Origin of the sequence: Amycolatopsis sp. NPDC004169 (genome assembly GCF_040610315.1) — a bacterium.
In the GTDB taxonomy this organism is placed as follows: Bacteria; Actinomycetota; Actinomycetes; order Mycobacteriales; family Pseudonocardiaceae; genus Amycolatopsis.
This window is the reverse complement of the sequence record NZ_JBEXMD010000013.1, coordinates 195,409-220,966: the sequence shown is the minus strand read 5'-3', so window position 1 is coordinate 220,966 and position 25,558 is coordinate 195,409. Positions and strand designations below refer to the sequence as shown.

Annotated in this window: 26 protein-coding genes; 17 read left to right on the top strand and 9 right to left on the bottom strand. The window is 71.5% G+C overall.

From position 1 onward, the window contains the following. Positions 1 to 371: 371 nt before the first annotated feature. The 3 genes from ABZX11_RS20275 to hrcA are packed head-to-tail and all read right to left on the bottom strand — an operon-like array spanning position 372 to position 3,346. A complete protein-coding gene (locus tag ABZX11_RS20275) occupies positions 372 to 1,124 on the bottom strand; it encodes a 16S rRNA (uracil(1498)-N(3))-methyltransferase (protein WP_176171706.1) in 753 nt (250 codons plus the stop codon). A gap of 1 nt (position 1,125) precedes the next feature. Further along, positions 1,126 to 2,289, bottom strand: a complete 1,164-nt coding sequence (dnaJ, locus tag ABZX11_RS20270) for a molecular chaperone DnaJ (RefSeq protein ID WP_176171707.1) — start codon at positions 2,287 to 2,289, stop codon at positions 1,126 to 1,128. A 31-nt stretch (positions 2,290 to 2,320) separates the two neighbouring features. Beyond that, positions 2,321 to 3,346, bottom strand: coding sequence for a heat-inducible transcriptional repressor HrcA (hrcA, locus tag ABZX11_RS20265; protein ID WP_176171708.1), 1,026 nt, complete (start codon positions 3,344 to 3,346; stop codon positions 2,321 to 2,323). Between the two features lie 210 nt (positions 3,347 to 3,556). Here hrcA and ABZX11_RS20260 point away from each other — a divergent pair, with 210 nt between their 5' ends. Genes ABZX11_RS20260 through ABZX11_RS20245 form a run of 4 tightly spaced genes read left to right on the top strand, consistent with a single transcriptional unit; the run spans position 3,557 to position 5,953 of the window. Beyond that, entirely contained in the window at positions 3,557 to 3,967 is a 411-nt protein-coding gene (locus tag ABZX11_RS20260; RefSeq protein ID WP_254896872.1) for a YbaB/EbfC family nucleoid-associated protein, read from the top strand. After that, positions 3,967 to 4,284, top strand: a complete 318-nt coding sequence (locus tag ABZX11_RS20255; RefSeq protein ID WP_176171709.1) for a type VII secretion target — start codon at positions 3,967 to 3,969, stop codon at positions 4,282 to 4,284. The genes ABZX11_RS20260 and ABZX11_RS20255 overlap by 1 nt, the downstream gene beginning before the upstream one ends. Further along, positions 4,281 to 5,462 (top strand): hypothetical protein, encoded by a 1,182-nt coding sequence (locus ABZX11_RS20250; protein WP_354914865.1) that lies wholly within the window; start codon positions 4,281 to 4,283, stop codon positions 5,460 to 5,462. The genes ABZX11_RS20255 and ABZX11_RS20250 overlap by 4 nt, the downstream gene beginning before the upstream one ends. Continuing rightward, the gene (locus ABZX11_RS20245) at positions 5,459 to 5,953 is read left to right on the top strand and encodes a hypothetical protein (RefSeq protein WP_354914863.1); all 495 of its coding nucleotides are present in this window, start codon (positions 5,459 to 5,461) and stop codon (positions 5,951 to 5,953) included. Before ABZX11_RS20250 ends, ABZX11_RS20245 begins: the two co-directional genes overlap by 4 nt. Here ABZX11_RS20245 and ABZX11_RS20240 read toward each other — a convergent pair. Then, positions 5,934 to 6,992, bottom strand: coding sequence for an aldo/keto reductase (locus ABZX11_RS20240; protein WP_354914861.1), 1,059 nt, complete (start codon positions 6,990 to 6,992; stop codon positions 5,934 to 5,936). The genes ABZX11_RS20245 and ABZX11_RS20240 overlap by 20 nt on opposite strands. A gap of 114 nt (positions 6,993 to 7,106) precedes the next feature. Between ABZX11_RS20240 and ABZX11_RS20235 the strand changes: the two genes are divergently transcribed. Beyond that, complete coding sequence (locus ABZX11_RS20235; RefSeq protein ID WP_354914859.1) at positions 7,107 to 7,931, top strand: helix-turn-helix transcriptional regulator; 825 nt, start codon at positions 7,107 to 7,109, stop codon at positions 7,929 to 7,931. Here the strand turns inward: ABZX11_RS20235 and ABZX11_RS20230 are convergent. Beyond that, a complete protein-coding gene (locus tag ABZX11_RS20230) occupies positions 7,903 to 9,393 on the bottom strand; it encodes a CoA-acylating methylmalonate-semialdehyde dehydrogenase (protein ID WP_176171714.1) in 1,491 nt (496 codons plus the stop codon). The two genes, ABZX11_RS20235 and ABZX11_RS20230, sit on opposite strands and share 29 nt — an antisense overlap. A gap of 132 nt (positions 9,394 to 9,525) precedes the next feature. On the opposite strand from ABZX11_RS20230, the gene ABZX11_RS20225 reads away from it, so the two are divergent. From ABZX11_RS20225 to ABZX11_RS20210, 4 genes are all read left to right on the top strand, one after another. Then, a complete protein-coding gene (locus ABZX11_RS20225; protein ID WP_354914857.1) occupies positions 9,526 to 11,163 on the top strand; it encodes a PucR family transcriptional regulator ligand-binding domain-containing protein in 1,638 nt (545 codons plus the stop codon). Positions 11,164 to 11,221: 58 nt separating this feature from the next. Further along, entirely contained in the window at positions 11,222 to 11,554 is a 333-nt protein-coding gene (locus ABZX11_RS20220) for an SSI family serine proteinase inhibitor (protein WP_354914855.1), read from the top strand. Between the two features lie 83 nt (positions 11,555 to 11,637). Further along, positions 11,638 to 12,483, top strand: a complete 846-nt coding sequence (locus tag ABZX11_RS20215; RefSeq protein ID WP_176171717.1) for a helix-turn-helix transcriptional regulator — start codon at positions 11,638 to 11,640, stop codon at positions 12,481 to 12,483. Between the two features lies 1 nt (position 12,484). Continuing rightward, entirely contained in the window at positions 12,485 to 12,697 is a 213-nt protein-coding gene (locus ABZX11_RS20210) for a DUF397 domain-containing protein (RefSeq protein WP_176171718.1), read from the top strand. Between the two features lie 31 nt (positions 12,698 to 12,728). Here the strand turns inward: ABZX11_RS20210 and ABZX11_RS20205 are convergent, their stop codons facing one another. From ABZX11_RS20205 to ABZX11_RS20195, 3 genes are all read right to left on the bottom strand, one after another. Further along, positions 12,729 to 14,315 carry a DUF4173 domain-containing protein gene (locus tag ABZX11_RS20205; protein ID WP_354914852.1) on the bottom strand — a complete coding sequence of 529 codons (1,587 nt, stop codon included), beginning with the start codon at positions 14,313 to 14,315 and terminating at the stop codon, positions 12,729 to 12,731. A gap of 108 nt (positions 14,316 to 14,423) precedes the next feature. After that, positions 14,424 to 15,416 (bottom strand): ATP-binding protein, encoded by a 993-nt coding sequence (locus tag ABZX11_RS20200; RefSeq protein ID WP_354914850.1) that lies wholly within the window; start codon positions 15,414 to 15,416, stop codon positions 14,424 to 14,426. Continuing rightward, a complete protein-coding gene (locus tag ABZX11_RS20195) occupies positions 15,413 to 16,108 on the bottom strand; it encodes a response regulator transcription factor (protein WP_176171721.1) in 696 nt (231 codons plus the stop codon). The genes ABZX11_RS20200 and ABZX11_RS20195 overlap by 4 nt, the downstream gene beginning before the upstream one ends. A gap of 220 nt (positions 16,109 to 16,328) precedes the next feature. Here ABZX11_RS20195 and ABZX11_RS20190 point away from each other — a divergent pair, with 220 nt between their 5' ends. From ABZX11_RS20190 to ABZX11_RS20170, 5 genes are all read left to right on the top strand, one after another. After that, positions 16,329 to 17,882, top strand: a complete 1,554-nt coding sequence (locus ABZX11_RS20190) for an NCS1 family nucleobase:cation symporter-1 (RefSeq protein WP_354914848.1) — start codon at positions 16,329 to 16,331, stop codon at positions 17,880 to 17,882. Between the two features lie 10 nt (positions 17,883 to 17,892). Beyond that, positions 17,893 to 18,675, top strand: coding sequence for a nitrilase-related carbon-nitrogen hydrolase (locus ABZX11_RS20185; RefSeq protein WP_249027179.1), 783 nt, complete (start codon positions 17,893 to 17,895; stop codon positions 18,673 to 18,675). After that, complete coding sequence (gene hydA, locus ABZX11_RS20180; RefSeq protein WP_354914846.1) at positions 18,675 to 20,057, top strand: dihydropyrimidinase; 1,383 nt, start codon at positions 18,675 to 18,677, stop codon at positions 20,055 to 20,057. Before ABZX11_RS20185 ends, hydA begins: the two co-directional genes overlap by 1 nt. 59 nt (positions 20,058 to 20,116) lie before the next feature. Beyond that, entirely contained in the window at positions 20,117 to 21,115 is a 999-nt protein-coding gene (locus ABZX11_RS20175; RefSeq protein ID WP_354914844.1) for a TIGR03842 family LLM class F420-dependent oxidoreductase, read from the top strand. A gap of 70 nt (positions 21,116 to 21,185) precedes the next feature. Beyond that, a complete protein-coding gene (locus ABZX11_RS20170; protein ID WP_354914842.1) occupies positions 21,186 to 22,631 on the top strand; it encodes an alpha/beta fold hydrolase in 1,446 nt (481 codons plus the stop codon). A 21-nt stretch (positions 22,632 to 22,652) separates the two neighbouring features. Here ABZX11_RS20170 and ABZX11_RS20165 read toward each other — a convergent pair whose 3' ends face one another. Then, the gene (locus ABZX11_RS20165; RefSeq protein ID WP_354914840.1) at positions 22,653 to 23,990 is read right to left on the bottom strand and encodes a PLP-dependent aminotransferase family protein; all 1,338 of its coding nucleotides are present in this window, start codon (positions 23,988 to 23,990) and stop codon (positions 22,653 to 22,655) included. Between the two features lie 63 nt (positions 23,991 to 24,053). Here ABZX11_RS20165 and ABZX11_RS20160 point away from each other — a divergent pair, with 63 nt between their 5' ends. From ABZX11_RS20160 to ABZX11_RS20150, 3 genes are all read left to right on the top strand, one after another. Continuing rightward, positions 24,054 to 24,722 (top strand): DJ-1/PfpI family protein, encoded by a 669-nt coding sequence (locus ABZX11_RS20160; protein ID WP_354914838.1) that lies wholly within the window; start codon positions 24,054 to 24,056, stop codon positions 24,720 to 24,722. A gap of 80 nt (positions 24,723 to 24,802) precedes the next feature. Continuing rightward, entirely contained in the window at positions 24,803 to 24,970 is a 168-nt protein-coding gene (locus tag ABZX11_RS20155; RefSeq protein WP_354914836.1) for a hypothetical protein, read from the top strand. A gap of 54 nt (positions 24,971 to 25,024) precedes the next feature. After that, positions 25,025 to 25,549, top strand: a complete 525-nt coding sequence (locus ABZX11_RS20150; protein WP_354914834.1) for a GNAT family N-acetyltransferase — start codon at positions 25,025 to 25,027, stop codon at positions 25,547 to 25,549. The last annotated feature ends 9 nt before the right edge of the window (positions 25,550 to 25,558 follow it).

Genomic DNA, 25,558 nt, shown 5'->3' with positions numbered 1-25,558 from the left:
GCGCCCCCCCCCCCCCCCACCCCCCCCCCCCCCCCCCACACCCCCCCCCCCCCCCCCGGGGGGGGGGGGGGGGGGCCCCCCCCCCCCCTGGGGGTCTGGGGGTTTGACCCCCAGAGAAAAGGACGAAACCAAAGCCGCGGCTCGACGGCGAGCGAAGCGAGCAAGGAGATGCCGCGGCGGCGGTGAAGCCTGGGGGTCGCCTCACCGCGGCCGCGGCGGCCGCCGGACCGAGGGGGGAGGTGCCCGGCGGAGTCTTTCTTCCCAGTGCGCACCGAGCCGATGGTCGGTGCGTTAGTAAATGAGAGTAACGGGTCGGAGCGTGATCGCGCCATAACTGGGCGCAAAATTATGGCGTCGATTTTCGCCGTGGGCTACTGCCAACGGGTGGTGAGGGCGCCGAGGGCGCCCAGTGCCACGGCGGCCGCGGTGGAGGTCCGGAGCACCGTCGTCCCGAGCCGGACGGCCCGCGCGCCCGCGTCGCGAAGGACCCGGAGCTCCTCGTCGGTGATGCCGCCCTCGGGTCCCACGATCAGCAGGACGTCTCCCGCGTCGGGCAGTGCCAGGTCGGTGAGCCGGTCGGGGACGTCCGATTCCAGCACGATGGCCAGTGACATGGTGGCCACGAGCCCGGCCAGTTCCCCGGTGGTCGCCGGCTCGGTGACGTCGGGCACGTGGGCCCGCCGCGCTTGTTTCGCCGCCGCTCGGGCCGTGGCCCGCCACCGCGCGAGCGCCTTCTCCCCGCGGCCGCCGTCTTCCCACTTCGCGACGCTCCGCGAAGCCCGCCACGGGACGATCGCGTCGACCCCGGCTTCGGTGGCGAGCTCGACCGCGAGCTCGCCGCGATCGCCCTTGGCCAGCGCCTGGGCCACCAGGACCCGCAACGCGGGCGGCTCCTCGCTCCAGGCCGACTCGACCGACAGCGTCAGGAGCGGGTCCCGCCCGGCCTGGACGCTCTCGACGACGCAGCGGGCCATCGCGCCCGCGCCGTCGGACAGGACCAGCCGCTCGCCGGCGCGCAGGCGGCGGACCGTGGCCGCGTGCCGGGCCTCCTCGCCGTCGAGGACCGCGCGGCCCGAGGCGGGCACGGACGCGGCGAGGAAGACCGGCAGGGTGGTTTCGGGCACGTCAGCGGTGGTTCTTGGCGCGGAGCTTGGAGAACAGCCCGCCGTGCTTGGTGCCGTTGGACGCCAGCGTCGGGACCTCTTCGCCGCGCTGCTGGGCCAGCTCGACCAGCAGCTCGCGCTGGGCCTCGTCGAGCTTGGTCGGGACCACGACGTCGATGTGGACGTGCAGGTCGCCGCGGCCGTCGACGCGGCCGGAGGACCGCAGCCGCGGCATGCCCTTGCCGGTGAGGACCAGCTCGGCGTTGGGCTGGGTGCCCGGTTCGACGTCGAGCTCGTAGTCGCCGTCGACGAGGGTCGAGATCGGCACCGTGGCGCCGAGCGCGGCCGTGGTCATCGGGATGCGGAAGTTGCAGTGCAGGTCGTGGCCCTGCCGGACGAAGACCTCGTGCGGGGTCTCGTCGATCTCGACGTAGAGGTCGCCCGCCGGACCGCCGCCGGGGCCGACCTCGCCCTGGCCGGAGAGCCGGATGCGCATGCCGTCGCCGACGCCCGGCGGGATCTTCGCCGTGACGTTGCGGCGGGCGCGGATCCGGCCGTCGCCGCCGCACTGGCGGCAGGGGTCGGGGATGACCTCGCCGAAGCCGCGGCAGACCGGGCACGGCCGGGCGGTGACGACCTGGCCGAGGAACGACCGCTGCACGGACTGGACCTCGCCGGCGCCTCCGCAGGTGTCGCACGTCTTGACCGAGGTGCCCTCGGCCGTGCCGGCGCCGCGGCAGAGGTCGCAGACGATCGCGGTGTCGACGGCGATCTCCTTGTCGACCCCGGTCGCGCACTCCTCGAGGGTGAGGCCCAGCCGGATCAGCGCGTCGGAGCCGGGCTGGACGCGGCTGCGCGGACCACGCCCGCGCCCGCCGCCACCGCCTGCCGCGCCGAAGAAGGCGTCCATGATGTCGCCGAGGCCGCCGAAGCCGGCGAACGGGTCGCCACCGCCGCCGCGGGCGCCGCTGTCCATCGGGTCGCCGCCGAGGTCGACGATCTTGCGCTTCTGCGGGTCGGACAGCACCTCGTAGGCCGTCGTGACCTCGGCGAACTTGTGCTGGGCGTCGTCCGACGGGTTGACGTCGGGGTGCAGCTCCCGGGCCAGCTTCCGGTACGCGCGCTTGATCTCCTGATCGCTCGCGTTCTTGGCCACCCCGAGGATGCCGTAGTAGTCCCTCGCCACCGTCTCTGCTTCTCCTTCTGCTCTGCCCAGCTCAGCGGCCGGCCAGGATCTGCCCCACGTAGTTGGCGACCGCGCGCACCGCGGCGATCGTGCCCGGATAGTCCATCCGGGTCGGGCCGACGACTCCCATGCCACCGAGCACGACGTCGTCGCGGCCGTAGCCGATCGAGACGACCGAGGTGCTGCGCATCTGCTCGTCCTCATTTTCCTCACCGATGCGCACCGTGATCGCACCGGGGTTGCGCGCGGCGGCCAGCAGCTTGAGCACGACGACCTGTTCTTCGAGTGCTTCGAGGACCTGGCGCAGCGAGCCGGGGAAGTCGGCGACGTTGCGGGTGAGGTTGGCGGTGCCGCCGAGCACCAGCCGTTCCTCGGGGTGTTCGGCCAGCGACTCGACGAGCACGGTGGTGACGCGGATGAGCACGTCACGCAGCCCGCCGGGCGACTTCTCGGGCAGCTCGGCCACACGGGCCGCGGCGTCGTTGAGCCGCCGTCCGGCCATGGCCGCGTTGAGCACGGTGCGCAGCCGGGCCACGTCCTCTTCGGTGATGACGTCGCCGAGGTCGACCGTGCGCTGGTCGACGCGCCCGTTGTCGGTGATCAGGACCAGCATCAGCCGCGCCGGGGTGAGCGGCACCACTTCGAGGTGCCGGACCTTGGCGTTGGTCAGCATCGGGTACTGGACGACGGCGACCTGGCGGGTGAGCTGCGCGAGCAGCCGCACCGAGCGCTTGAGGACGTCGTCGAGGTCGGTGCCGCTGTCGAGGAAGGTGGTGATGGCGCGGCGCTCGGCGGAGCTCAGCGGCTTGATCTCCGAAAGCCGGTCGACGAAGAGGCGGTAGCCCTTGTCGGTCGGGACCCGGCCGGCGCTGGTGTGCGGCTGGGTGATGTAGCCCTCTTCTTCCAGCGTCGCCATGTCGTTGCGCACGGTGGCGCTCGACACACCCAGGTTGTGCCGCTCGACGATCGCCTTGGACCCGACCGGTTCCTGGTTGGACACGTAGTCGGCCACGATCGCGCGCAGCACTTCGAAGCGGCGCTCCTCCGCGTTGGCCACCGGTTCCTCACCTACCTCGCTCGCTGCTGCGTCCGAGTTTACGGAAGCCTGAGCCGGTCGCGCTCAACACGGGCCGCCCGCGGCGGGTAAAGGGCGCGCAAACCGTTTCCCATGCATTGTTCTTGACCTGATTTTCCGGCTTGAACGGGGAACCGAAAACCGGTTTGCTCCCTCTGATCGACGCATCTTTCCCCGACTGACGAGGTCGCCGTGAACAATTTTGACCCGGCTTCGGCCGGTATGCCCGAAATCGCCAGGCGCGCGGCCGAGGCGAAGGCGCGGTTGCAGCGTGTCTCGGCGACCGCCACGAGTGCCGACGGAGCCGTCACGGTCACCGTCAACACCGCCGGTGCGCTGCAGGAACTCAGCTTCGGCCCCCGGGCGGACGAGCTGCCGCGGACCCGCCTCGCCCAAGCCGTCCTGGCCACCGCCAAGCGGGCCCAGCTCGACGCGGCGCAGCAGCTGACCGGGATCATGGCCCCGGTGATCGGCGAGGGAAGCGAAGCGATGGAATTCCTGAAGGAACAGATTCCCGCACCCGAAACACCGGCCGAAGAACCGCGCCGGAAACCGCCGTCCGACGAGGACTTCGGCGGCCCGATCCTGCGCCGGGAGCGGTGATGGCGATGAAGGTCGACTTCGACGTCCTCGGCGGCCACGAGGACGAGATCCGCGAGATCGCCGCGAAGGTCCAGGAGGCGCTGGACGCCGCGGGCACCGCGCAGGCCATCGACTTCGACGCCTTCGGGCTGGTCGGGCAGGTCTTCGCGCTGCCCATCCAGGCGTGGCTGACCACGGCCGACGGCTTCCTCGCCGCGGCGGTCGAGGCCGGTCACGAGGTCGCGGACCGGGTGAAGTCCGCGCACACGGCGTTCCGCGAACACGAGCAGAAGACGAAGTGCCTGCTCGAAGGCATCGGCAAGGAGCTGCCCGCATGACGGAGAACTCGCTGGTCGCCACGGCGGAGTCGCCGGGCGGCTTCTGGAGCGGCACGGGTGACGGCTCGAAGGGCGAGCTGGACAACCTCAACGCGCAGACCGGCGGCGCGGGCATCTTCAACGACGCCGCCGCCACGCTCACCGACGCGCGCAACGGCGACTGGGGCAACCTCGCGATGGACGTCGGCACCGACGCCCTCGACCTGCTCGGCGCGGCGATGGACCCGCTCGGGACACTGGCGAGCGCGGGCGTCGGCTGGCTGATCGAGCACATCAGCTTCCTCAAGGACGGCCTCGACAAGCTCGCCGGCAAGCCCGAAGCGATCACCGCCAAGGCCGTGACCTGGACGAACATCGCCAAGCAGCTCACCGAGACGGCCGAGAGCTACGAACAGAAGGCGAAGGAGGTCCAGCAGTCCTTCAGCGACTGCGGGTCCGCCGAGGCGTACCAGCGGACGGCGGAGAGCTACGTCGGCGTTCTGCGCGGAGCGGCTTCGCACGCCGAAGGGGCGTCGACGGCGATGAACGTCGGGGCGGCCCTGGTCGGCACCGAGCGCGGGCTGATCCGGGACATGATCTCCTCGTTCGTCGGCGAGCTGATCGTCAAGGCACTCGCCGCCCTGGCGGCCTCGTGGTGCACCTTCGGCGGGACGATCGCGGCGTTCATCGCGGACACGGTGATCGAAGGCGGCGTGCTGGCGGAGAAGATCAGCACGCGCATCGCGAAGATCGTCGAGAAGCTGGAGGGCCTGGCCAAGGGCGCGGGCAAGTCCAAAGCGGCCCTCGAAGGGGCGGCGAACGCGCTGAAGAAGGCGGGCAAGGCGGCCGACCGGATCGTGGACCGCAGCGTCGAGACGGCGGCGGGCATCGAGCGCAAGGCGAACGAGCTGAAGCAGGCCGGCCGCGAGGCGAAGTCCGCCGAGGAGACGGCGAAGGGCTGGAGCGACGCCGCCAAGGAACACGTCCCGGGCCGCGAGAAGCTCGAAGGGCCGGGCAAGTACTCCGAGGAGGGCCGCAGCGTGCTGAACCAGCACAAGGTCCTCGACCCGGACGAGAAGGTGCGCTGGAACACCGCCGACACCATCGGCGTGGTGACCGAGGGCCGCCGCCAGGAGAACGAGCAGCCCGACCGCTACCACGAGGCCCGGGAGGCCTACGAGAAGGAGCACCCCGAATGAACGACCGGCCCGAGGTGGAGCTGGCCAACCGCAACGGCCGGCTCCACCCCGCCCAGCGCGGCAGGCTCCTCGACCTGAACTTCTGGGCCGCAGCGGCCCTCGTCGCCGCCGGTCTGGTGGTGACGGTGAGCCTCGCCCTCGTGGCGGAGACCGCAGGCGAAGTGCTGGGCACCGTGCTCCCGCTCCTGGCGATCACCGGCTGGTTCGCGTTCGTCTGCTGGCGCCGGCTCGCCGACGCCTTCGGCGGCCGGCTGGTCGCGGTCACCGGCTGGACGCACGACTTCGACAGCGCCCGCCTCACCGACGAGTACCCGATCGGCCTGCACCGCAGCCCGGAGGGCTTCAAGAGCCTCGAATCGTTCAGCCTGCGCGCCGGCGGCCGGACCTACCCGCTGGAGCGGAAGCTGCACGAGCGGATCCGGCCGGAGCGGGTCAACACCGTGCTGATCGCGCCGCGGTCCAAGCTGCTGGTCAACGTCCTGCCGGCGTGACCCGCGGCTCGATCACCAGGTCGCCGCGGGTGACCGCGCGGAGGTGGTCGCCGCCGAGCAGGTCGTGCGGGTAGCCGAGCTCGATCGCGCTCGCCTCGTCGAGGCGGGCCAGCTGCTCCGGCGTGAAGTCCACGTCGAGGGCGCCCAGGTTGCCCTCCAGCTGGGCGAGCGTGCGGGCGCCCACGACCGGCGCGGTCACGCCCGGGTTCCGCAGCGTCCAGGCCAGCGCGACCTGGGCGGGGGTGTACCCCGCCTCCGCCGCGACCTCGGCGACGACGTCGGCGACGACGAGCGTGCGGTCGGTGACCATGCCCAGCCCCGCGTTGAAGCTGCGGCGGGTGCTCTCCCCGGACCCGGCGCCGCGGTACTTGCCCGACAGCACGCCGCCGCCCAGCGGCGAGTACGGCGTCACGCCGAGGCCGAGCTCCCGCGCCATCGGGATCAGGTCGCGTTCGGCGTCCCGCCGGATCAGGCTGTACTCGACCTGCAGCGCGATCAGCGGCGACCAGCCCCGCAGGTCGGCGATCGCCTGCATCCGCGAGACCTCCCAGGCCGGGACGTTCGACATCCCCAGGTACCGGACCTTGCCCTGGCGGACCAGGTCGTCGAGGCCGCGCAGGATCTCCTCGACCGGTGTCGTGAAGTCCCAGACGTGCAGGAAGAGCACGTCGAGGTAGTCCGTGCCCAGCTGCCGGAGGCTGGCTTCCACGGACGCGAACAGGCTCTTGCGGTGCGGGCCGCCGGAGTTGGGGTCGCCGGGACGGCGCAGCGTCGTGTACTTGGTCGCCAGCACCAGGCTTTCGCGGCGCCCGCGGGCGAACTCGCCCAGCAGCCGCTCGGAGCTGCCGTCGGTGTAGGTCGGGGCCGTGTCGAGGAAGTTGCCGCCGCGCTCGACGTAGGTGTCGAACAGCTTGCGTGCCTCGGCCGCCTCCGCGCCCCATCCCCACTCGGTGCCGAAGGTCGCCGTGCCCAGCGCCAGCGGCGAAACCCGCAGCCCGGACCGGCCCAGCAGCCGGTAGGTGTCGAGGGTGCGTGCCATCGGGTCCTCCTGTGTCGGTGATCGTCTCCGACCACCTTCGGCCCGCGGCGGCCCGGCGGTAAGGGAGGGACCTTCCTGGGAACAGCCGTCCCACCCTGCCGGTTGGACCCGGGTATGAGCACCGCCACAGTGGAGCTGGCCGCGTTCCTGCGGACCCGGCGGGAACGCCTGGACCCGCGCGACTTCGGCCTGCCGGTGCGCCGGTCGCGGCGGACGCCGGGACTGCGCCGCGAAGAGGTCGCCGAGCAGGCCGGCGTCAGCGTCGACTACGTCGTGCGCCTGGAGCAGGCACGCGGGTTGCGCCCTTCGGCGGCCGTCGTGGAGGCGTTGTCGAGTGCGCTGCGCCTGACCGGGGAAGAACGCGCCTACTTCTTCGACCTGGCCCGGCAGCGTCCCCGCGGCACCGGCGAGCCGGCCACGACCGCGGAGCCGTCGCTCGCGCGGCTGGTCGAAGACCTCTCACCGCTCCCGGCCATGCTGCTGAACCACCGCTTCGACATCCTCGCCTGGAACGCGGGCATGGCGCGGCTGCTGCTGGACTTCGCCACGCTGCCGTCGGCACAGCGGAACGCGATGTGGCTGTGCCTGCTGCACCCGGAGATCCGCGAGTACTACGTCGACCGCGAACGCGTGGTGCGGGAAGGGATCGCCCACCTGCGCGCCGCCTGGGCCGCGCACCCGGACGACCCGGTGCTGACCGCGCTCATCGCCGAATGCACCGGTGGCAACGAGGAGTTCGCGCGGTGGTGGGCCGAACGGGACGTGCGGGGCACCGGCCGGGGCAGCAAGGTGCTGCGCCACCCCGGCGCCGGCGTGATCGCCGTGGACGTCGAGGTCCTCGTGCCGCTGCGGGAGTCCGACCAGCGGCTGCTGATCGGCCGTCCCGCGGACGAGGCGAGCCGGGCCGCGCTCAGGAGTTGCGCGGGAAGCCCAGGTTGACCCCGGCGTGCGAGCGGTCCGGCCAGCGGGACGTGACCACCTTCGTCCGGGTGAAGAAGTGGAACCCTTCCGGCCCGTAGGCGTGGCTGTCGCCGAACAGGGAGTCCTTCCAGCCGCCGAAGGAGTAGTACCCGACCGGGACCGGGATCGGCACGTTGACGCCGACCATGCCGACCTCGACCTCGTTCTGGAAGCGCCGCGCGGCCGCGCCGTCACCGGTGAAGATCGCCGTGCCGTTGCCGTACGGGTTGGCGTTGATCAGCTCCAGTGCCTCGTCGTAGGACGCCGTGCGGGCCACCGACAGCACCGGGCCGAAGATCTCGTCGGTGTAGATCGACATGTCGGTGCGGACGTGGTCGAACAGCGTCGGGCCCAGCCAGAAGCCGTCGCCGGGCACCTCGATCCCGCGGCCGTCGACGACCAGTGAGGCACCGGCCGCCACCCCGGCGTCCACATAGGACTCGACCCGTGCGTGGTGCGCCGCCGTCACCAGCGGCCCCATCTCCGACTCCGGGTCGCGGCCGTCGCCGACGCGCAGCGCCGCCATCCGCTCGGTGATCTTGCGCACGAGGTCGTCGCCGATCGGGTCGACGGCGACCACCACCGACACCGCCATGCACCGCTCCCCCGCCGAGCCGAACCCGGCCGACACCGCCGCGTCGGCGGCCAGGTCGAGGTCGGCGTCCGGCAGCACCACCATGTGGTTCTTCGCCCCGCCGAGCGCCTGGACGCGCTTGCCGTGCCGGGTGCCGGTCTCGTAGACGTACCGCGCGATCGGCGTCGACCCGACGAACGAGATCGCCTTGACGTCGCCGTGCGTCAGCAGCCCGTCCACGGCCGCCTTGTCGCCGTGCAGCACGTTCAGGGCGCCCGCGGGCAGCCCGGCCTCGGCGAACAGCTCCGCGATGAACACCGCCGCCGACGGGTCCTTCTCGCTCGGCTTGAGCACGACGGTGTTCCCGCAGGCCAGCGCATTGGGGACGAACCACAGCGGCACCATGGCCGGGAAGTTGAACGGCGAGATCACGCCGACCACGCCCAGCGGCTGGGCGATCGAGTAGACGTCGACGCCGGTGGAGGCGTTCTCGCTGAACCCGCCCTTGAGCAGCTGGGCGGCGCCGCAGGCGAACTCGACGTTCTCGATCGCGCGGGCGATCTCCCCGGCCGCGTCGGACTCGACCTTGCCGTGCTCGCTCGTGATGATCTTCGCCAGCTCGTGCTTGCGGGCGGACAGCAGCTCGCGGAAGGCGAACAGGACGCGGGTCCGGCCGGCCAGCGACGTCCCGCGCCAGCCCGGCAGCGCCGCCTTGGCCGCGGCGACGGCGGCTTCGACCTCGGCGTCCCCGGCGAAGTCGACGTGCGCCCTGACCTCTCCGGTGGCCGGGTCGAAGACCTCGCCGGAGCGCGCGGCGGTCCCGCCGAACGGCTTGCCGTCGATCCAGTGGCTGATGCGGTCGGTCACGGCGGGCACTCCTCGCACTCGGCAACATCCCGTCCCGAGTCTCCGTGCGGGCGCCGCGCCAGGCCATCGGCAACGTGTACGGACTCGCCGCCGCGGCCGTACAGTCTGTCCCTGCCGATCATTCGAGGAGCCATGTACCCGACCGTCGCCGAGGTCCTCGCGCTGCCGGTGCTGCGCCAGGGCCGCCCGCACGTCGTCGCCGGGGCCGCCGGGCTGGACGCGCCGGTGCGCTGGGCGCACGTCGCCGAGGTCGCCGACATCGCGCACCTGCTGCGCGGCGGCGAGCTGGTGCTGACCACCGGTGTCGCGCTGCCCGACGACGGCCCGGCGCTGGCCCGCTACGTCGCCGACCTGGCCGGGGTCGGCGCGGCCGGGGTGGTGGTCGAGCTGGTCCGGCACTGGAGCGACAAGCTGCCCGCCGCGCTGGTCGACGCGGCCGACGAGCACGGGCTTCCCCTGGTGACGCTCTCGCGTGAGACGCGGTTCGTGAGCGTCACCGAGGCGGTGAACGGCCAGATCGTCGACGCCCAGGTCGCCGAGCTGCGCGCCGCCGAGCGCGTGCACGAGACGTTCACCGCCCTGACGGTCGCGGGCGCCGAGCCCGGCGTCGTCCTGGGCGAGGTCGCCCGGCTGACCGAGCAGCCGGTGGTGCTCGAGACGCTGTCGCACGAAGTCCTCGCCTACGACGCGGCCGGCACCGACCCGGCCGAGCTGCTCACCGGCTGGCCGTCCCGGTCGCGGGTGGTCCAGGTCGGCGAGCGGACCGGCTACCACCCCGGGTCGGGCTGGCTGGTGACCGTGGTCGGCGCCCGCGGGCACGACTGGGGACGGCTGATCCTGGTGTGCGCCGACCAGCCGCCGCACCGCCACCGGGTGGTCGCCGAGCGGGCCGCGTCCGCGCTGGCCGTGCACCGGCTGGTCGCCAAGGACTCCGACGGCCTCGAACGCCAGGCCCACCGCGCGGTGCTCGCCGAGCTGCTGGCGTCCCCGGCCCCGACGGCCGAGCTGCTGGCGCGGGCGTCGGCGCTGGCCGTGCCGCTGCCCGGACGGCAGCTGGTCGGGCTGGCGGTCCGGCCGCGGCTGACCGCGACGGCGCGGCCCGCGTTGTCGACGCCGCCGGTGCTGCGCGAGCTGGCCGAGGCGACGGTGCTGGCCGCCCGCCGCGCGAAGGTGTCGGCACTGGTGGCGACGGACGACCTCGGCGTGCGGGCCCTGATCGCGCTGTCCCCGGAGGCGAACGCCGACGCCGTGCTGCACCGGCTCGCCACCGACGTCCACGAAGCCCGCGGCAGCGCGCCGGGCGTGCTCGCGGTCGGGACGACGGTGACGTCCCCGGCCGAAGCCCGCCGCACGCTGCAGGAGGCGATCCAGGTCGCGGCGGCCGCGCTCGGGGCGGGCGACGAGCGCGTCCTGCACCGGCTGTCCGACGTCCGCCTGCGCGGCCTGCTGCACCTGTTGTCCGGCGACGAGCGCGTGACGGCCTTCGCGACGCGCGAGCTCGGCCCGCTGCTCCAGCGCGACGCAGCGACGGGGAGCCGGCTGGTGCAGGCGTTGCGCCACTACTGCGAGCAGGGCGGCAACAAGTCGGCGGCGGCCGCGGCGGCCCACACCTCCCGGACGGCCTATTACCAGCAGCTCGCCCGGATCGAGCAGGTCCTCGGCGTCCGGCTGGAAGATCCGGAGTCGATGTTGTCGCTGTACGTGGCCCTGCTGGCTGCGGACCTCACCCGGCCGAGCGAGGAAGACTCACCCGGACGTGCAGCACAGTGATCGACTCCGGACGGCCGATGGAACCGATATGGCCCTACTCCCCTTCGCAGCATGCTTGATGAGCATCGGCTGCCTGGCGCCGGCGCCGCCCCCGGCCTCGACGCTGCAGCTGAGCACCCACGACACCGCCGGCCGGATCGGCTCGGTGGTCCTGACGTGCGACCCGGCGGGCGGCACGCACCCCAAGCGCGACAAGGCGTGCGAGGTGCTGACGGGCGCGGGCGGTGACTTCTCCCGGATCAACGCGCGCCACCAGGCGTGCACGCTGATCTACGCCCCGGTCGAGGCCACGGCGATCGGCACGTGGCACGGGAAGCCGGTGTCGTACAGCACGACGTACGCGAACCGGTGCGAAGCCGACCGCGATTCGGACGGCGTCTTCGCGTTCTGACCCGGTTTTCTTGACGCAGCACTGCGACAGCAGAACGGCATCACCCGATGGGGCACGGCCTGCTCACGGGCAGGCTGTGCCCCATGCCACCACCGATCGCCACGCCCCGGGCCCGCGCGCTGGGTTTCGGGATGAAAAGAGCAAGGCAGGCGCGCAATCTGAAGGTCCGCGAGCTGGGCCGGTTGGTCGATGTGCTGCCGCAGAACATTTCCAATTGGGAGAGCGGTAAGCGAGTACCGAAGATCGACGAGCTCGCCACCATCCTGGGCGCACTCAGGGTGGAGCCCGCCGAACGCGCGCGGCTGATCAATCTCGCCCGCACCGCCACCGATCCCAACTGGCTCGACCAGCACGCGGTGGACGGACCGGAGCGGCTGGCGACCTACCTCGAATACGAGCGGGCCGCGGCGAGCATGGCCTGCTGGGCACCGGCTGTGGTGCCCGGCATGCTCCAGACGCCTGCCTACATCAGGGCGATCTTCGCCACCATGAAGCACCCCACTGCGCATATCGAGCGCCATGTCATGGTCAGGCTGGCCCGTCGCGACCTTCTGACCGGCCGGAATCCCCTGTCGTGCCGGATCCTGCTCAGCGAGGCGGTGCTGCACCAGAACATCGGCGGCCCGGCGGTCATGGCCGAGCAGCTCACCTACCTGCGCTCGCGGATGCGGCTGCCGAGCGTGTCGGTGCGCATCGTGCGGAACGGCATCGGTTACCACCCCGGCCATTTCGGGCCGTTCATCGTCTTCGACTACACGGACCTGCCCTCCCTCGTCTACCTGGAGCACCATCGGGGCAGCGGGTATGTTTACGACGAGGACGATGTGGCTGGTTACCGCGCGGCCATCGACACCCTCTCCTCCCTGGCGTTGAGCGAACTCGATTCCGAACGGCTCATCCAGGGGGTGATCACCGGACTGGAGGCCTGAAATGCCCGGAGCCGCCTGGCGGAAGTCTTCCTACAGTGGCAGCGAGGAATGCGTCGAAGTGCGAGTCGCGGGGCTGTCGCAGATCCGCGACACGAAAGACCGCGAGGGCGGCACACTCTCCGTCACCACCCGATCGTGGGAAGCCCTGCTGGCCGGCGTGCACGCGCGGAAGCCGCCGGGCCGCCCCCACGACGGCCCGGTGGCTCCCGCGTAACTCTTATCCACGCGCTACCCGGCGGTCCGGTTCACCGGCAGCCGGTGACTGGGCCGAACCGCACGTCGCGAGCCGCCGAACGGCTGAGGTTCCAGGCCGGCCAGCCGTCCGGGGTGTCGTCGCGCAGGACCCGCCTGAGCACGCACGTGCGCAGCGGTTCCGGCAGGCGGGCCGAGACCACCGGGACCACGTCGGCGGAAAAGCCGGCCAGGTAGCGGTCGTCCAGGGGCTTGCCGGCGGCGGCGCGGTCGAGATTGGCGTCGGCGATGAGGCGTTCCGGGTCGAGGACGGCCAGCGCGAGCAGCGCCGCCGCGGCCGTCCCGATCGCCGCGCGGGGCAGCCAGGCCGGGCGCAGCCGGACCAGCGCGGCCAGCACCAGGACGAACACCGCGCCGAACCACAGTTCGCAGACCTCGACGAGCAGCCGCAGCACGGTGAAGCCGTACGCCTCCTGGTACGTCCACATGCGACTCAACGCCGAGCCGACGAGCACCAGGGTGAGCGCGCTGAGCGTGCCGAGCAGGAGGCGCTGCCGGAGCCGGTCGGCCTTCGTCGCGTCCGGCGCCCACCGCAGCGCCGCGGCGACGATGGCCAGCGTCAGGACGGTCACCGCGCACAGCTGCCAGAAGCCGCCGCGGGCGTACTCCGCGGACGTCAGGTTGCCGGTGCGCAGGACGTACTCGGTGCCGCCGAACAGCACGACCAGCCGCACCCCGACGAAAACCCCGAACACCACGAGGAGGACGACCAACGGGACCGTCCACTCCAGACCGTACTTCGTCCGGTGTGGACGATCGGCCGACGCCCGCGGCGCCGGCGCGGCCAGGAAATAGCAGGCGCCGGCTACGACCAGCGTGACGACGGCGAAGACCGAGCACCACCGCACGAGCGTGGCGACGCTGAGCTCGGGGACGACGGCGCTGACGACGGCGGCGAAGGCGGCATCGGCACTGGCCAGCAGCGGGACGAAGACCCCGACGAGCCCGGCGGCGGCGAGCACGGCGAGCGCGATCCGCCGGGCGACCCCGTCGCGCCGCGAGGCGAACCGCCCGGCCCCGCGCCCGACCCACGGAACGGCCCGGACGGCTTCGATCGGGACGGCGAGCATGTCGTAGAGGACGGAGTGCACGGTCCGTTCCCCGACAACGGCCAGCGACCCGGCGACCACGGCGGCCAGCACGCAGAGGACGAACAGCCACCCCGACGCCCGAACGGTCCCGACGGCGAGCAACGCGAGAGCGAGCGCGGCCCACCCGCCATTGCGCCAGGTGAGAGCCCCGGCCGAACCACCACGAGACCGCCGATCGGCAACGACGACCGCCCCGGCGACGGCCAGCCCGCAGAGCAGCCACCCGACCCCGGGCCGATCGACGGGCAGCAGGAGAGCACCGGCAACCCCGGCCAGCCCGGCGGCGGGCAGAACCGCCGGAGGCAGCGGGACAACGACCGATTTCGGCGGCGGTATCGGCCGCAGCAGAAACGGCGGCGCGGCAACGGCAACACCACCACCCGCGGCCGGAGTCCCGAAGGCACCACCGGCCCCCGGCCCACCTCCGGCCGCCGCGGCCCCACCGGCCCCCGAACCCGCCTCCCGCACCGCCCGCTTCCCCCGCGGCACCCCCGGCTCCCCGCCGCCCCCGCCAAAACTGCTCTTCGGCATCTCCACCCCTTCCCATTCGCAAATCCCACGGCCCGCCACCCCCGCAGACCACCGACGACACAACTCTCAAGCCGGGAGGCTCACCCGGATCCGGCTCCCCGTCCCCGCCGACGGGTCGACCACCCCGATCGTCCCCCCGTGCAGTTCCACCGCCCACCGCGCGATCGCCAGCCCCAGCCCGGTCCCCCCGCCGGACGGCCGCTCCCCCCGCGTGAACCGCTCGAACACCCGCTCCCGGTCCGCCGGCGCGATCCCCGGCCCCTCGTCGCACACGTCGATGCGCACCTCCCCCGCACGCACCTGCGCCACCACCCGGACCTGCCCGCCCGCCGGGCCGTGGCGGGCCGCGTTCTCCAGCAGGTTCGCCACCACCTGGAACAGCCGCCCGCGATCCGCCGTCACCACCGCTCCTTCGGGCGACACCGACACCTCGAACGTCACCCCGCGGCCCGCGAACGCCGCCTCCCCCACCACCTCGGACAACAGCGACCACAGCGAAAACGACGTCTTGTGCAGCGAAGACGCCCCCGCGTCCAGCCGCGAGAGGTCCAGCAGCTCGTCCACCAGCGAAGCCAGGCGCTCGGTCTGCTGCAACGCCGTCTTCAGCGTCGCCGGATCGGGGTCCTCGACGCCGTCGACGAGGTTCTCCAGCACTCCGTTCAACGCCGTGATCGGCGTCCGCAGCTCGTGGGAGACGTTCGCGATCAGCTCCCGGCGCTGGCGGTCGGCGTTCCCGAGGTCGCCCGCCATCTGGTTGAACGCCTGGGCCAGCACCCCGACCTCGTCCCGTGTGGTGGCCCGGATCCGCCGCGTGTAGTCGCCCTTCGCCATCGCTCGGGCCGCCGCCGTCATCTCGCGCAGCGGCCGGGTCATCCCGTGCGCCAGTACCTGCGACAGCACCAGCGCCAGTACCATCGCGGTGACCGTCGTCTTCGGCGGCAGCCAGCCGATCTGCCAGTTGAAGAACGCGAACGCCACCCCACCCGAGGCGACCATCAGGATCGCCAGCTTCAGCTTGATCGACCGGATCCGGTCCAGCGGCCGCGGGACGAGGTTCACGAGCCCGCCTCCAGCGCGTAGCCGACGCCGTGCACGGTCCGGATCAGGTCCGCGCCGAGCTTGCGCCGCAGCGCCTTGATGTGGCTGTCCACCGCCCGGGTGCCCGACGCCGTGCCGTGGACGTCCCAGTCCCACACCTCCGACAGCAGCCGTTCGCGCGGCTGCACCACCCGCGGCCGCCGCGCGAAGTGCACCAGCAGGTCGAACTCGATCGGCGTCAGCTGCGCCGCGACCCCCGCCCGCGCGACCCGCCGCTGGTCGACGTCGATCTCGAGGTCGCCCAGCACGATCCGGGCCCCCGAAGCGCCGGCCGACGACCGCTCGACCCGCCGCAGCAGCGCGTGCACCCGCGCGGTCAGCACCCGCATCGAGAACGGCTTCGTGAGGTAGTCGTCGGCGCCGACACCCAGCCCGACCAGCATGTCCGTCTCGTCGGCCCGCGCGGTCAGCATGAGCACCGGCACCGGCCGCCGTCCCTGGATCCGGCGGCAAACCTCCAGGCCGTCGAACCCCGGCAGCATCACGTCGAGCACCACCAGGTCCGGCTCCCCGGACGCCTCGGCCGCGACCGCCGCCGGTCCGTCGTGGACGACGTCCACCCCGAAGCCCTCCGCCCGCAGCCGGGCCGCGATCGACGCGGCGATCGTGACGTCGTCCTCGACGACGAGCACGCGCCGCCCACCCAGTTCCATGACCACGACCCTAAGCACCCCCGGTGGAGACGGTTCGCGTGAAGTGTGAAGATCCTGTGGAGACGTTTCACCCTCTTTGCCGGTTCATGACGGCCGGATGTGTGACTCAGGTCATGCACTCCGGCACCCCCTCGCGCAATCGACAGACTGCACTCCTGATCAGCGAAGAGTGAACAGACTGCCGTTGCCCCGGCCCTGACCCGGCGCGCAGGATTCCGCAATGGCGCCGACACCCGCAGACCAGCGCGTGCACGACGACGGCCGGGTCGAGCTCGACCCCGCCGACGTCCGGTCTCTCGAAGGCAGCCGGTTCTTCAACGAGGAACTGGCCCCCGTCCCCGTCGAAAAACGGACCTGGACCACCTACAACTACTTCGCGCTCTGGATGGGGATGGCCCACAACATCCCCAGTTACGCCCTGGCCGCGTCGCTCATCGCGCTCGGCATGAACTGGGTGCAGGCGCTCATCACGATCACCATCGGCAACCTCGTCGTGCTGGTCCCGATGCTGCTCAACAGCCACGCCGGCACGAAGTACGGCATCCCGTTCCCGGTGTTCGCCCGCGCGTTCTACGGCCTGCGCGGCGCCAACCTGGCCGCGCTGCTGCGCGCGTTCATCGCGTGCGGCTGGTTCGGCATCCAGACGTGGGTCGGCGGCGAGGCCATCTACGTCATCCTCGGCCGGCTGCTCGGCTCCTGGTGGCGCGACTCGCCGGTGGTCGCCGGCCAGCACTGGACACTGTGGCTGTCCTTCGTGGTCTTCTGGATCGGCCAGCTGCTGATCATCTGGCGCGGCATGGAGGCGGTCCGCCGGTTCGAGAACTGGACCGCGCCGCTGGTGTCCGTCGGCTTCCTGATCATGCTCGGGTACGTGCTGGTCAAGGCGGGCGGGCTCGGTCCGATCCTGTCCGACGGCGGCAAGCTCGGCTGGGGCCCGGACTTCTGGAAGGTGTTCGCGCCGTCCCTGATGGCGATGATCGCGTTCTGGTCGACGCTGTCGCTGAACATGCCCGACTTCACCCGCTTCGGCGGCAGCCAGCGCAAGCAGGTCCGCGGGCAGATCCTCGGCCTGCCGACGACCATGACGTTCATCGCGATCGTGGCCATCCTGACCACGTCGGGCGGGCACGTGCTCTACGGCGAGGACATCTGGGACCCGGCACAGCTGGCCGACAAGTTCTCGAGCCCGGTCGTGGTCGTCGTCGCGCTGGTCGCGCTGGTGCTGGCCACGATCTCGGCGAACCTCGCGGCCAACGTCGTGAGCCCGTCCTACGACTTCTCGAACGCGTTCCCGAAGCGGATCACGTTCGCCGTCGGCGGCGGGATCACCGGTGTCATCGGCATCCTCATCCAGCCGTGGCGGCTGTACTCCGACCCGAACATCTACATCTTCGCCTGGCTCGGCTTCTACGGCGGCCTGCTCGGCGCGGTCGCCGGGGTGCTCGTCGCCGGGTACTGGGTCACCGCCCGCACGAAGCTGTGGCTGAAGGACCTGTACACACCCGATGGGGTGTATTGGTTCAGCGGCGGCTGGAACTGGCGCGCGCTGGTCGCCACGCTGGTGGGAGCCGTGCTCGCGGTCGGCGGCGCCTATGGCGGGCCGTTCCCCGACAGCGGTCTGATCCCGTTCCTCAAGCCCCTTTACGACTACAACTGGGTGGTCGGCTTCGTCGGCGCGTTCGTCGTCTTCGCCGCCCTCTCGGTATCCGCGAACAAGGAGGAAGCAAGTGAGCGTCGTCCGAGCCGGATTGATCCAGCAGCGGTGGACGGGTGACAAGGAGTCCATGATCAAGGCGGCGGTCGACCACATCGCCACCGCCGCCTCGCAGGGCGCCCAGGTCGTCTGCCTCCAGGAACTGTTCTACGGGCCGTACTTCTGCCAGGTGCAGGACACCGACTACTACTCCTACACCGAAGGCATCCCGGACGGCCCGACGACCAAGCTCATGCAGGAGGTGGCCGAGCGCCACGGCGTGGTGCTGGTCGTGCCGATGTACGAGGTCGAGCAGCCGGGCGTGTACTACAACACCGCCGCAGTGATCGACGCCGACGGCACCTACCTCGGCAAGCACCGCAAGAACCACATCCCGCAGGTCAAGGGCTTCTGGGAGAAGTTCTACTTCCGGCCCGGGAACCTGGGCTACCCGGTGTTCGACACCGCGGTGGGCCGCATCGGCGTCTACATCTGCTACGAGCGGCACTTCCCGGAGGGCTGGCGCGCGCTGGGCCTGGCCGGGGCGAAGATCGTGTTCAACCCGTCGGCGACCAGCCGCGGGCTGTCGCAGTACCTGTGGCGGCTGGAGCAGCCGGCGGCCGCGGTGGCCAACGAGTACTTCGTCGGCGCCATCAACCGCGTCGGCAAGGAACCGCTGGGCGACAACGACTTCTACGGCCAGACGTACTTCGCCGACCCGCGCGGGCAGCTGATCGGCGACGCCGCGTCCGACACCGAGGACGAGGTCGTGGTGCGCGACCTCGACATGGCGCAGCTCGACGAGGTCCGTGACCTGTGGGCGTTCTACCGCGACCGCCGGCCGGACACCTACGGCCCCCTCACGGAGGCCTGATGACCACGCTCATCACCGGGGGCCAGGTCGTCTCGCCGTCGGGCGCTTTTGCCGCGGACGTGCTGGTGGACGGCGAGACCATCGCCGCCGTCGGCGCGCCCGGCGCGCTGACCGGCGACGAGACGATCGACGCCACCGGGAAGTACGTGCTGCCCGGCGGCATCGACGCCCACACCCACATGGAGATGCCGTTCGGCGGCACCCATTCGGTGGACACGTTCTCGACCGGGACGACCGCGGCGGCGTGGGGCGGCACGACCACGATCATCGACTTCGCCGTGCAGGCCAAGGGCACGTCCTTGTTGTCCACATTGGACAAGTGGCACGCCAAGGCCGACGGCAACTGCGCGATCGACTACGGCTTCCACATGATCGTCTCCGACGTCAACGACCAGTCGTTGAAGGAGATGGAAGCCTGCGTCGACGCCGGCGTCGGCAGCTTCAAGATGTTCATGGCGTACCCGGGAGTGTTCTACTCCACGGACGGGGAAATCCTGCTCGCGATGCAGAAAGCCCGCGAAATCGGCGCTACGATCATGATGCACGCGGAAAACGGCATCGCGATCGACCAGCTGGCGGCGCAGGCCGTGGCGGCCGGGAACACCGACCCGGTGCAGCACGGGCTGACGCGGCCACCGGAACTGGAGGGAGAAGCGACATCGCGGGCGATCCAGCTCGCCAAGGTGACCGGCTCACCGTTGTACATCGTGCACCTGTCGGCGTCGCAAGCGCTGGCGGCGGTGGCAGAGGCGCGTAACGACGGCCAGAACGTCTTCGCGGAGACGTGCCCGCAGTACCTGTACCTGTCCATTGAGGACCTCGCGAAGCCGGACTTCGAGGGCGCGAAGTACGTCGCTTCGCCGCCGTTGCGGGAGAAGTCGCACCAGGCGGACCTGTGGCGGGGGCTGCGCACGAACGACCTGTCCGTGGTGTCCACCGACCACTGCCCGTTCTGCTTCAAGGACCAGAAAGAGCTGGGGCGTGGTGACTTCCGGGCCATCCCGAACGGGATGCCGGGGGTCGAGCACCGGATGGACCTGCTGCACCAGGGCGTCGTCGCGGGTGAGCTGACGCTGGGGCGCTGGGTCGAGACGTGCTCGGCGACGCCGGCGCGGATGTTCGGGCTGTACCCGAAGAAGGGAGTCATCGCGGCAGGTTCGGATGCGGACATCGTGATCTACGACCCCTCGGCGAAGCAGACGTTGTCGGCTGAGACGCACCACATGAACGTGGACTATTCGGCGTACGAAGGGTTCGAGATCACGGGCCGGGTGCACACGGTGCTGTCGCGTGGGCGCGTCGTCGTGTCGCCTTCCGGTTTCTCGGGGTCGACCTCGCACGGCAAGTTCCTGTCCCGGTCGCTGAACCAGTACCTGAACTGAGCAAAAGACACAGTGTGGCGAAGCCACTCCGTTGAGGGTGGTGGAGGGGAGGAAGGCGGATGGACTTCGGGATCGTGTTGCAGACGGACCCGCCCGCGCGGGACGTCGTACGGCTGATGAAGGACGCCGAGGCCGCCGGGTTCCGCTACGGCTGGACGTTCGACTCCTGTGTGCTGTGGCAGGAACCGTTCGTCATCTACTCGGCGATCCTGGCGGCGACGTCGTCGCTGGTCGTCGGGCCGATGGTGACCAGCCCGGGCACGCGCGACTGGTCGGTGATGGCGTCGACGTTCGCCACGCTGAACGACATGTACGGCAACCGGACGGTCTGCGGCATCGGCCGCGGCGACTCCGCGCACCGGGTCGTCGGGAAGCCGCCGTCGACCCTGGCCACCGTGCGCGACTGCATGCGCGTGGTCAAGGACCTCGCCGAAGGCCGCGCGGTGACGATGAACGAGAAGACCGTGCAGATCCCGTGGATCTCCAACGGCCAGCTCGAGATGTGGATGGCCGGGTACGGGCCGAAGGCGCTGCAGACGGTCGGCGAGCACGCCGACGGCTTCATCCTCCAGTGCGCGGACCCGGCGATCGCCCGCTGGACGATCGGCGCGGTCCGCGACGCGGCCCGAGCGGCCGGCCGCGACCCGGGCGGCATCACGATCTGCGTCGCAGCCCCGGCGTACGTCGGCGAGGACCTGCCGCACCAGCGTGAACAGCTGCGCTGGTTCGGCGGAATGGTCGGCAACCACGTCGCGGACCTGGTCGCCCGATACGGCTCGTCGGGCGCGGTACCGCGGGAGCTGACGGACTACATCCGCGAGCGGGAGGGCTACGACTACAGCCACCACGGCAAGGCGGGCAACCCGTCGACGGAGTTCGTCCCGGACGAGATCGTCGACCGCTTCTGCCTCCTGGGGCCGGCTTCCGCCCACGTATCGCGGTTGCAGGAGCTGGCGGAGCTGGGTGTGGACCAGTTTTCGCTGTACCTGATGCACGACGACCGCGAGGCCACGCTGGCGTCCTACGGGTCGCAGATCATCCCGAAGCTCACCGCGTAGGGCCCGCCCCACCCCGGATCCGGTGGCACACCCCCCTGTGCCGGCGGATCCGGGGCGGGACCATCGGCGGATGAAACCTCGGAAACTCCGTGTTGCGCTGGCGCTGGGGGCCACCGCGGGCGCGGTCGCCTTGAGTGCGCCCGCGGCCGCGGCGAGCCCCGCCCGGATCGTCTGGGAAGACTCCTGCACGGCCGGCTACGACTGCGGCCACCTCGACGTCCCACTGTCCTATCAGGACCCGTCCGCGGGCACGGTCCGCATCGCGGTGAGCCGTCTGCCGGCCACCGACCAGGCCCACAAGCTGGGCACGATCTTCTTCAACCCGGGCGGGCCGGGCTCGTCGGGCCGGTTCGCACCGGCATTGACCCCCGCGTTGCACGCCCGCTTCGACATCGTCGGCTTCGACCCGCGCGGCGTCAGCGCGAGCGCGAAGATCCACTGCTTCACCGACCCGTCGCAGCTCGAAGTGCTGCAGCGCGCCCTCGGCACGTTCCCGCTGACCCGCGCGGCCGAGCAGCAGCAGATCGCCGACACCCGCACGGTCACCGACCTCTGCGAGCAGAACGCCGGACCACTGGCCGGTCACCTGTCGACCGGGACGATCGCCCGCGACCTGGACCGCCTGCGCGCGGCGTTCGGCGAGCCGAAGCTGCGGTACTACGGGAAGTCGTACGGCACGTACCTGGGCGAGACGTACGCGAACCTCTTCCCCGGCCGCGTCGGCACCCTGGCCCTCGACGCGGTCGACGACCCGGTCCGCTGGTCGACCGGCCCCGGCCCGATGAGCTACCGGCTGGAGGGCTTCTCGGACGCCCCACGAGCCCTCCAGTCCTTTCTGGACGCCTGCGGGTCCCGTTGCCCGTTCGGCTACAACACGATCCTCGACCGCCTCGAAACCGGCCCGATCACGGTGACCGACACGTCCGGGCGGCCGACGGTGGTCACGTACCAGAGCGCGATCGCCCGCATCCACGACTACCTGACCGACGCCGGCTCCGCACCCCGGCTGACGGCCTTCCTCCAGGCCCTGGCCGACCCGGCGCTCCCGGCACCGGCCACCACTGGAGGTCCACCGGACGTCGACTCCCTTCTCGGCGGCGGCGCCACCCTGTGCACGGACGCGGCCAACCCACGCGATCCGGCGGTCTGGTGGGACTACGCCGAACGCGCGGACGGCATCGCCCGCGGCTTCGGGCGCTACGACGTCTACAAGACGCTGCCGTGCGCGACGTGGGAGCTGACCGACCCGGGCCGCTACGCGGGACCGTGGAACCGCCCGACGGCCCCGATCCTGCTCCTGGCCAACCGCCAGGGCGACCTGGAGACGCCGTATGCGGGAGCAGTGAGAACCGAGCACCTGCTGGCGAACGCGCGCTTGCTGACCTTGGACACGTACGGCCACGGATCACGGGGCAAGAGCGCGTGCATCGACGGCTGGCTGAACCGTTACTTCGGAACGGGCGTGGTACCGGCACCGGGCACGGTGTGCGCGCCGGACCGAGGACCGTTCGGCTGAGGGACGGGGCGCCGGGGCTGCTCACCGGAACGCGTCCGCCCCGGCTTCCTCCCGGACGGCTTCCAAGGCGTGGCGCAGCTCGGCGAGCCCGACGGAGCCCAACGCCAGCCGGAGCGCGTGGGGCACGGCCGGCGTCGTCGCGAACGGTTCGGCGGTGGCGACCGCGACCCGCCGCCGCGCCAGGGCCGCGGCGATCCGGTCGGGGCGGGCGTCCGGGGCCAGCGGCAGCCACAGGAAGTACGACGACGGATGCGCGACGACCGGCAGCCCGGCCAGCACGTCGGCGGCGATCGCCTGCCGCCGCCGGGCGTCTGCGCGCTTCTGCGTCTCCAGGCGGTCGACCGTGCCGTCCTCGAGCCAGCGGCGGGCGATTTCCGCCGTGAGCGCGGGCGTGTTCCACGTCGTGGCGCGGATGGCCCGTTCGAGCGACGGCACGAGCGCATCGGGAGCGACGACGAACCCGAACCGCAGCCCGGTGGCGACGTTCTTCGACAACCCCGAGACGTAGACGGTGCATTCGGGCGCAAGCACCGCCAGCGGCGGCGGCGCCTCTTCGGCGAGGTAGGCGTAGGAGGCGTCCTCGATGATCGTGACCCCGTGCCGCCGGGCGATCGCGACGAGCCGCGCGCGCCGGGCGTCGTCGAGGACCCAGCCCAGCGGGTTGTGCAGCGTCGGCATCGCGTACACGGCGCGGACGGGCCGGCGCCGGCACAGCCGCTCGAGCGCGTCCGGGTCGGGCCCGTCCGCGGCGCCGGGCAGCGGCGCGAGGTCCAGGCCGAGGGTGCGCGCGAGCGCCCGGAAGCCGGGGTAGGTGAGGGCGTCCACCGCGACCACGTCGCCGGGCCGCAGCAGCGTCATGGCGGTGACGGCGAGGCCGTGCTGGGCACCGTCGACGAGCAGTATCCGTTCCCGCCCGACGTCCAGGCCCCGCCGCCGCAGGTGCCGCGCCACGGCGGCGCGGTCGTGCGCCCGCCCGCAGTGGGGCTGGTAGCGCAGCAGCGCATCGAGGTCCCCGGCGGTGGCGAGCTCCCGAAGGGTTCGGCGCAGCAGATCGGCTTGCCCGGGGACGGCGGGGTAGTTGAAGCTGAGGTCGAGAGCATCGGCGGCGACGGACCGCTCGTCGGCCACCTCGCCGGGCTCGCCCGCGGGATCGCGGACGAAGGTGCCCCGCCCCTGCTCACAGCTGACGAGCCCCATCGCTTCAAGCTCGGCGTAGACGCGCGATGCGGTGACGACGGCAATCCCTTCCTCGGCGGCGAGCTGCCGGTGCGTGGGCAGCTTCGTCCCGGCGGCCCACCGCCCGGCGCGGATCTCTTCGGCGAAGGCGTCGACGACGCGCTTGTACTTGGGAACGCGCACGAGCGGATTGTAGGCAGGACAATTCTTGGACTGTCCTGCATCGACGGCCTTAGCGTGTCGGGCATGCACATCGCCATCCTGACTTTCGACGGCTACAACGAACTCGACTCCCTGATCGCCCTCGGGGTGCTGAACCGAGCGGGCCTGCGGACGTCGATCGCGGGCCCGGCACCGCGAGTCCGTTCGATGAACGGCGTCACGATCGACACGGCAATCGGCCTCGAGCAGGCGTGCGAGGCGGACGCGGTGATCATCGGCAGCGGCATCCGAACCCGCGAAGTGGTGGAGGACGCGGAGATCATGGAGGTGTTGCGCGGGCTAGACCCGAACCGCACCCTGCTGGCGGCCCAGTGCTCGGGGACGTTGGTGCTGGCCAAACTGGGCCTGTTGAGGGACATCCCGGCCTGCACGGACCTGACAACAAAGCCCTGGGTCCTCGCGGCCGGCGTAGAGGTGCTGAACAAGCCGTTCTTCGCCCGCGGCAACATCGCGACGGCCGGAGGTTGTCTGGCTTCGACGTACTTGGCGACATGGATCATCGCCCGGCTCGCGGGGTTGGAGGCGGCGGAGAGCGCGATGCATTATGTGGCGCCGGTTGGGGAGAAGGAGGAGTACGTGACGCGGGCGCTGGGCAACGTGACGCCGTACCTGGAACCTGCCGGCAACGCCGGCGAGGAGCAGATTCTCGTTCCGGCCGGGTTTCACTCTCGATCCTCCCGGTCCGAGAAATAGCTCACAGCAGCAAACGGCACCCTGCTCCGAGCTGGCCGATCGCGCGGCTGTGGTTCAACCGGTCCAAGAAGTACCTCGGCGTGTTCGACGAGAACAAGGTTGAAACCCGGCTGCCGATCACCGCGGTCGAGGACATCTACCAGCACGCCGACCACCTGCGGAGCACTGTCTCGAGGTATCTCGCCGGCTCGCGTTCGCAGGCTGCGACGCCGGACGTGGTTGTGCCGGAGCCCACCAGCGCCTGGTGACTTTTCGGCGCGAGCGCGGGCAACGTGACGCCGTTCCTGTCCTAAGGTGGCCGGGTGACGAAACCCCCGCTGGGATTCGACCGCACGGTTCGCCTTCGCGATGGCCGGCTGGTCACCGTTCGTCCGCTCACCCGGCGCGACGCTCCGGAACTGGCCGAGGCCATCCGTTCGGCCGATCCGGTGACGTTGCGCCGGCGCTTCTGCGGCACTCCGCCGCGGGTTACTCCGCGGCTGATGGAACGGTTGACCTCACTGGACTACCAGCGCCGGTTTGCTTTGGTGGCGCGGGATCCGTCGGGGCTCGGGGTGGCGATCGCCCGGTACGAGGCGACGAAGACCGCCGGGGTGGCGGAGGTTGCCGTGGTGGTCACCCCGGGCTGGCGGCGGGCCGGGCTCGCCTCGGTGCTCGTCCGGCTTCTCGGCGAAGCCGCCCTCTCGCGGGGCTTCGAACGGTTCACGGCCGTGTACTTCGCGGACAACCAACCGGTGGCGGAGCTGCTCGACGACGCCGGTGGGCGGCAGGTCATCGCGGAAGGCCTGGCCGAGGCCGAAGTGGTGCTGGACCAGGCCTACCGCTAGACCTCCCGC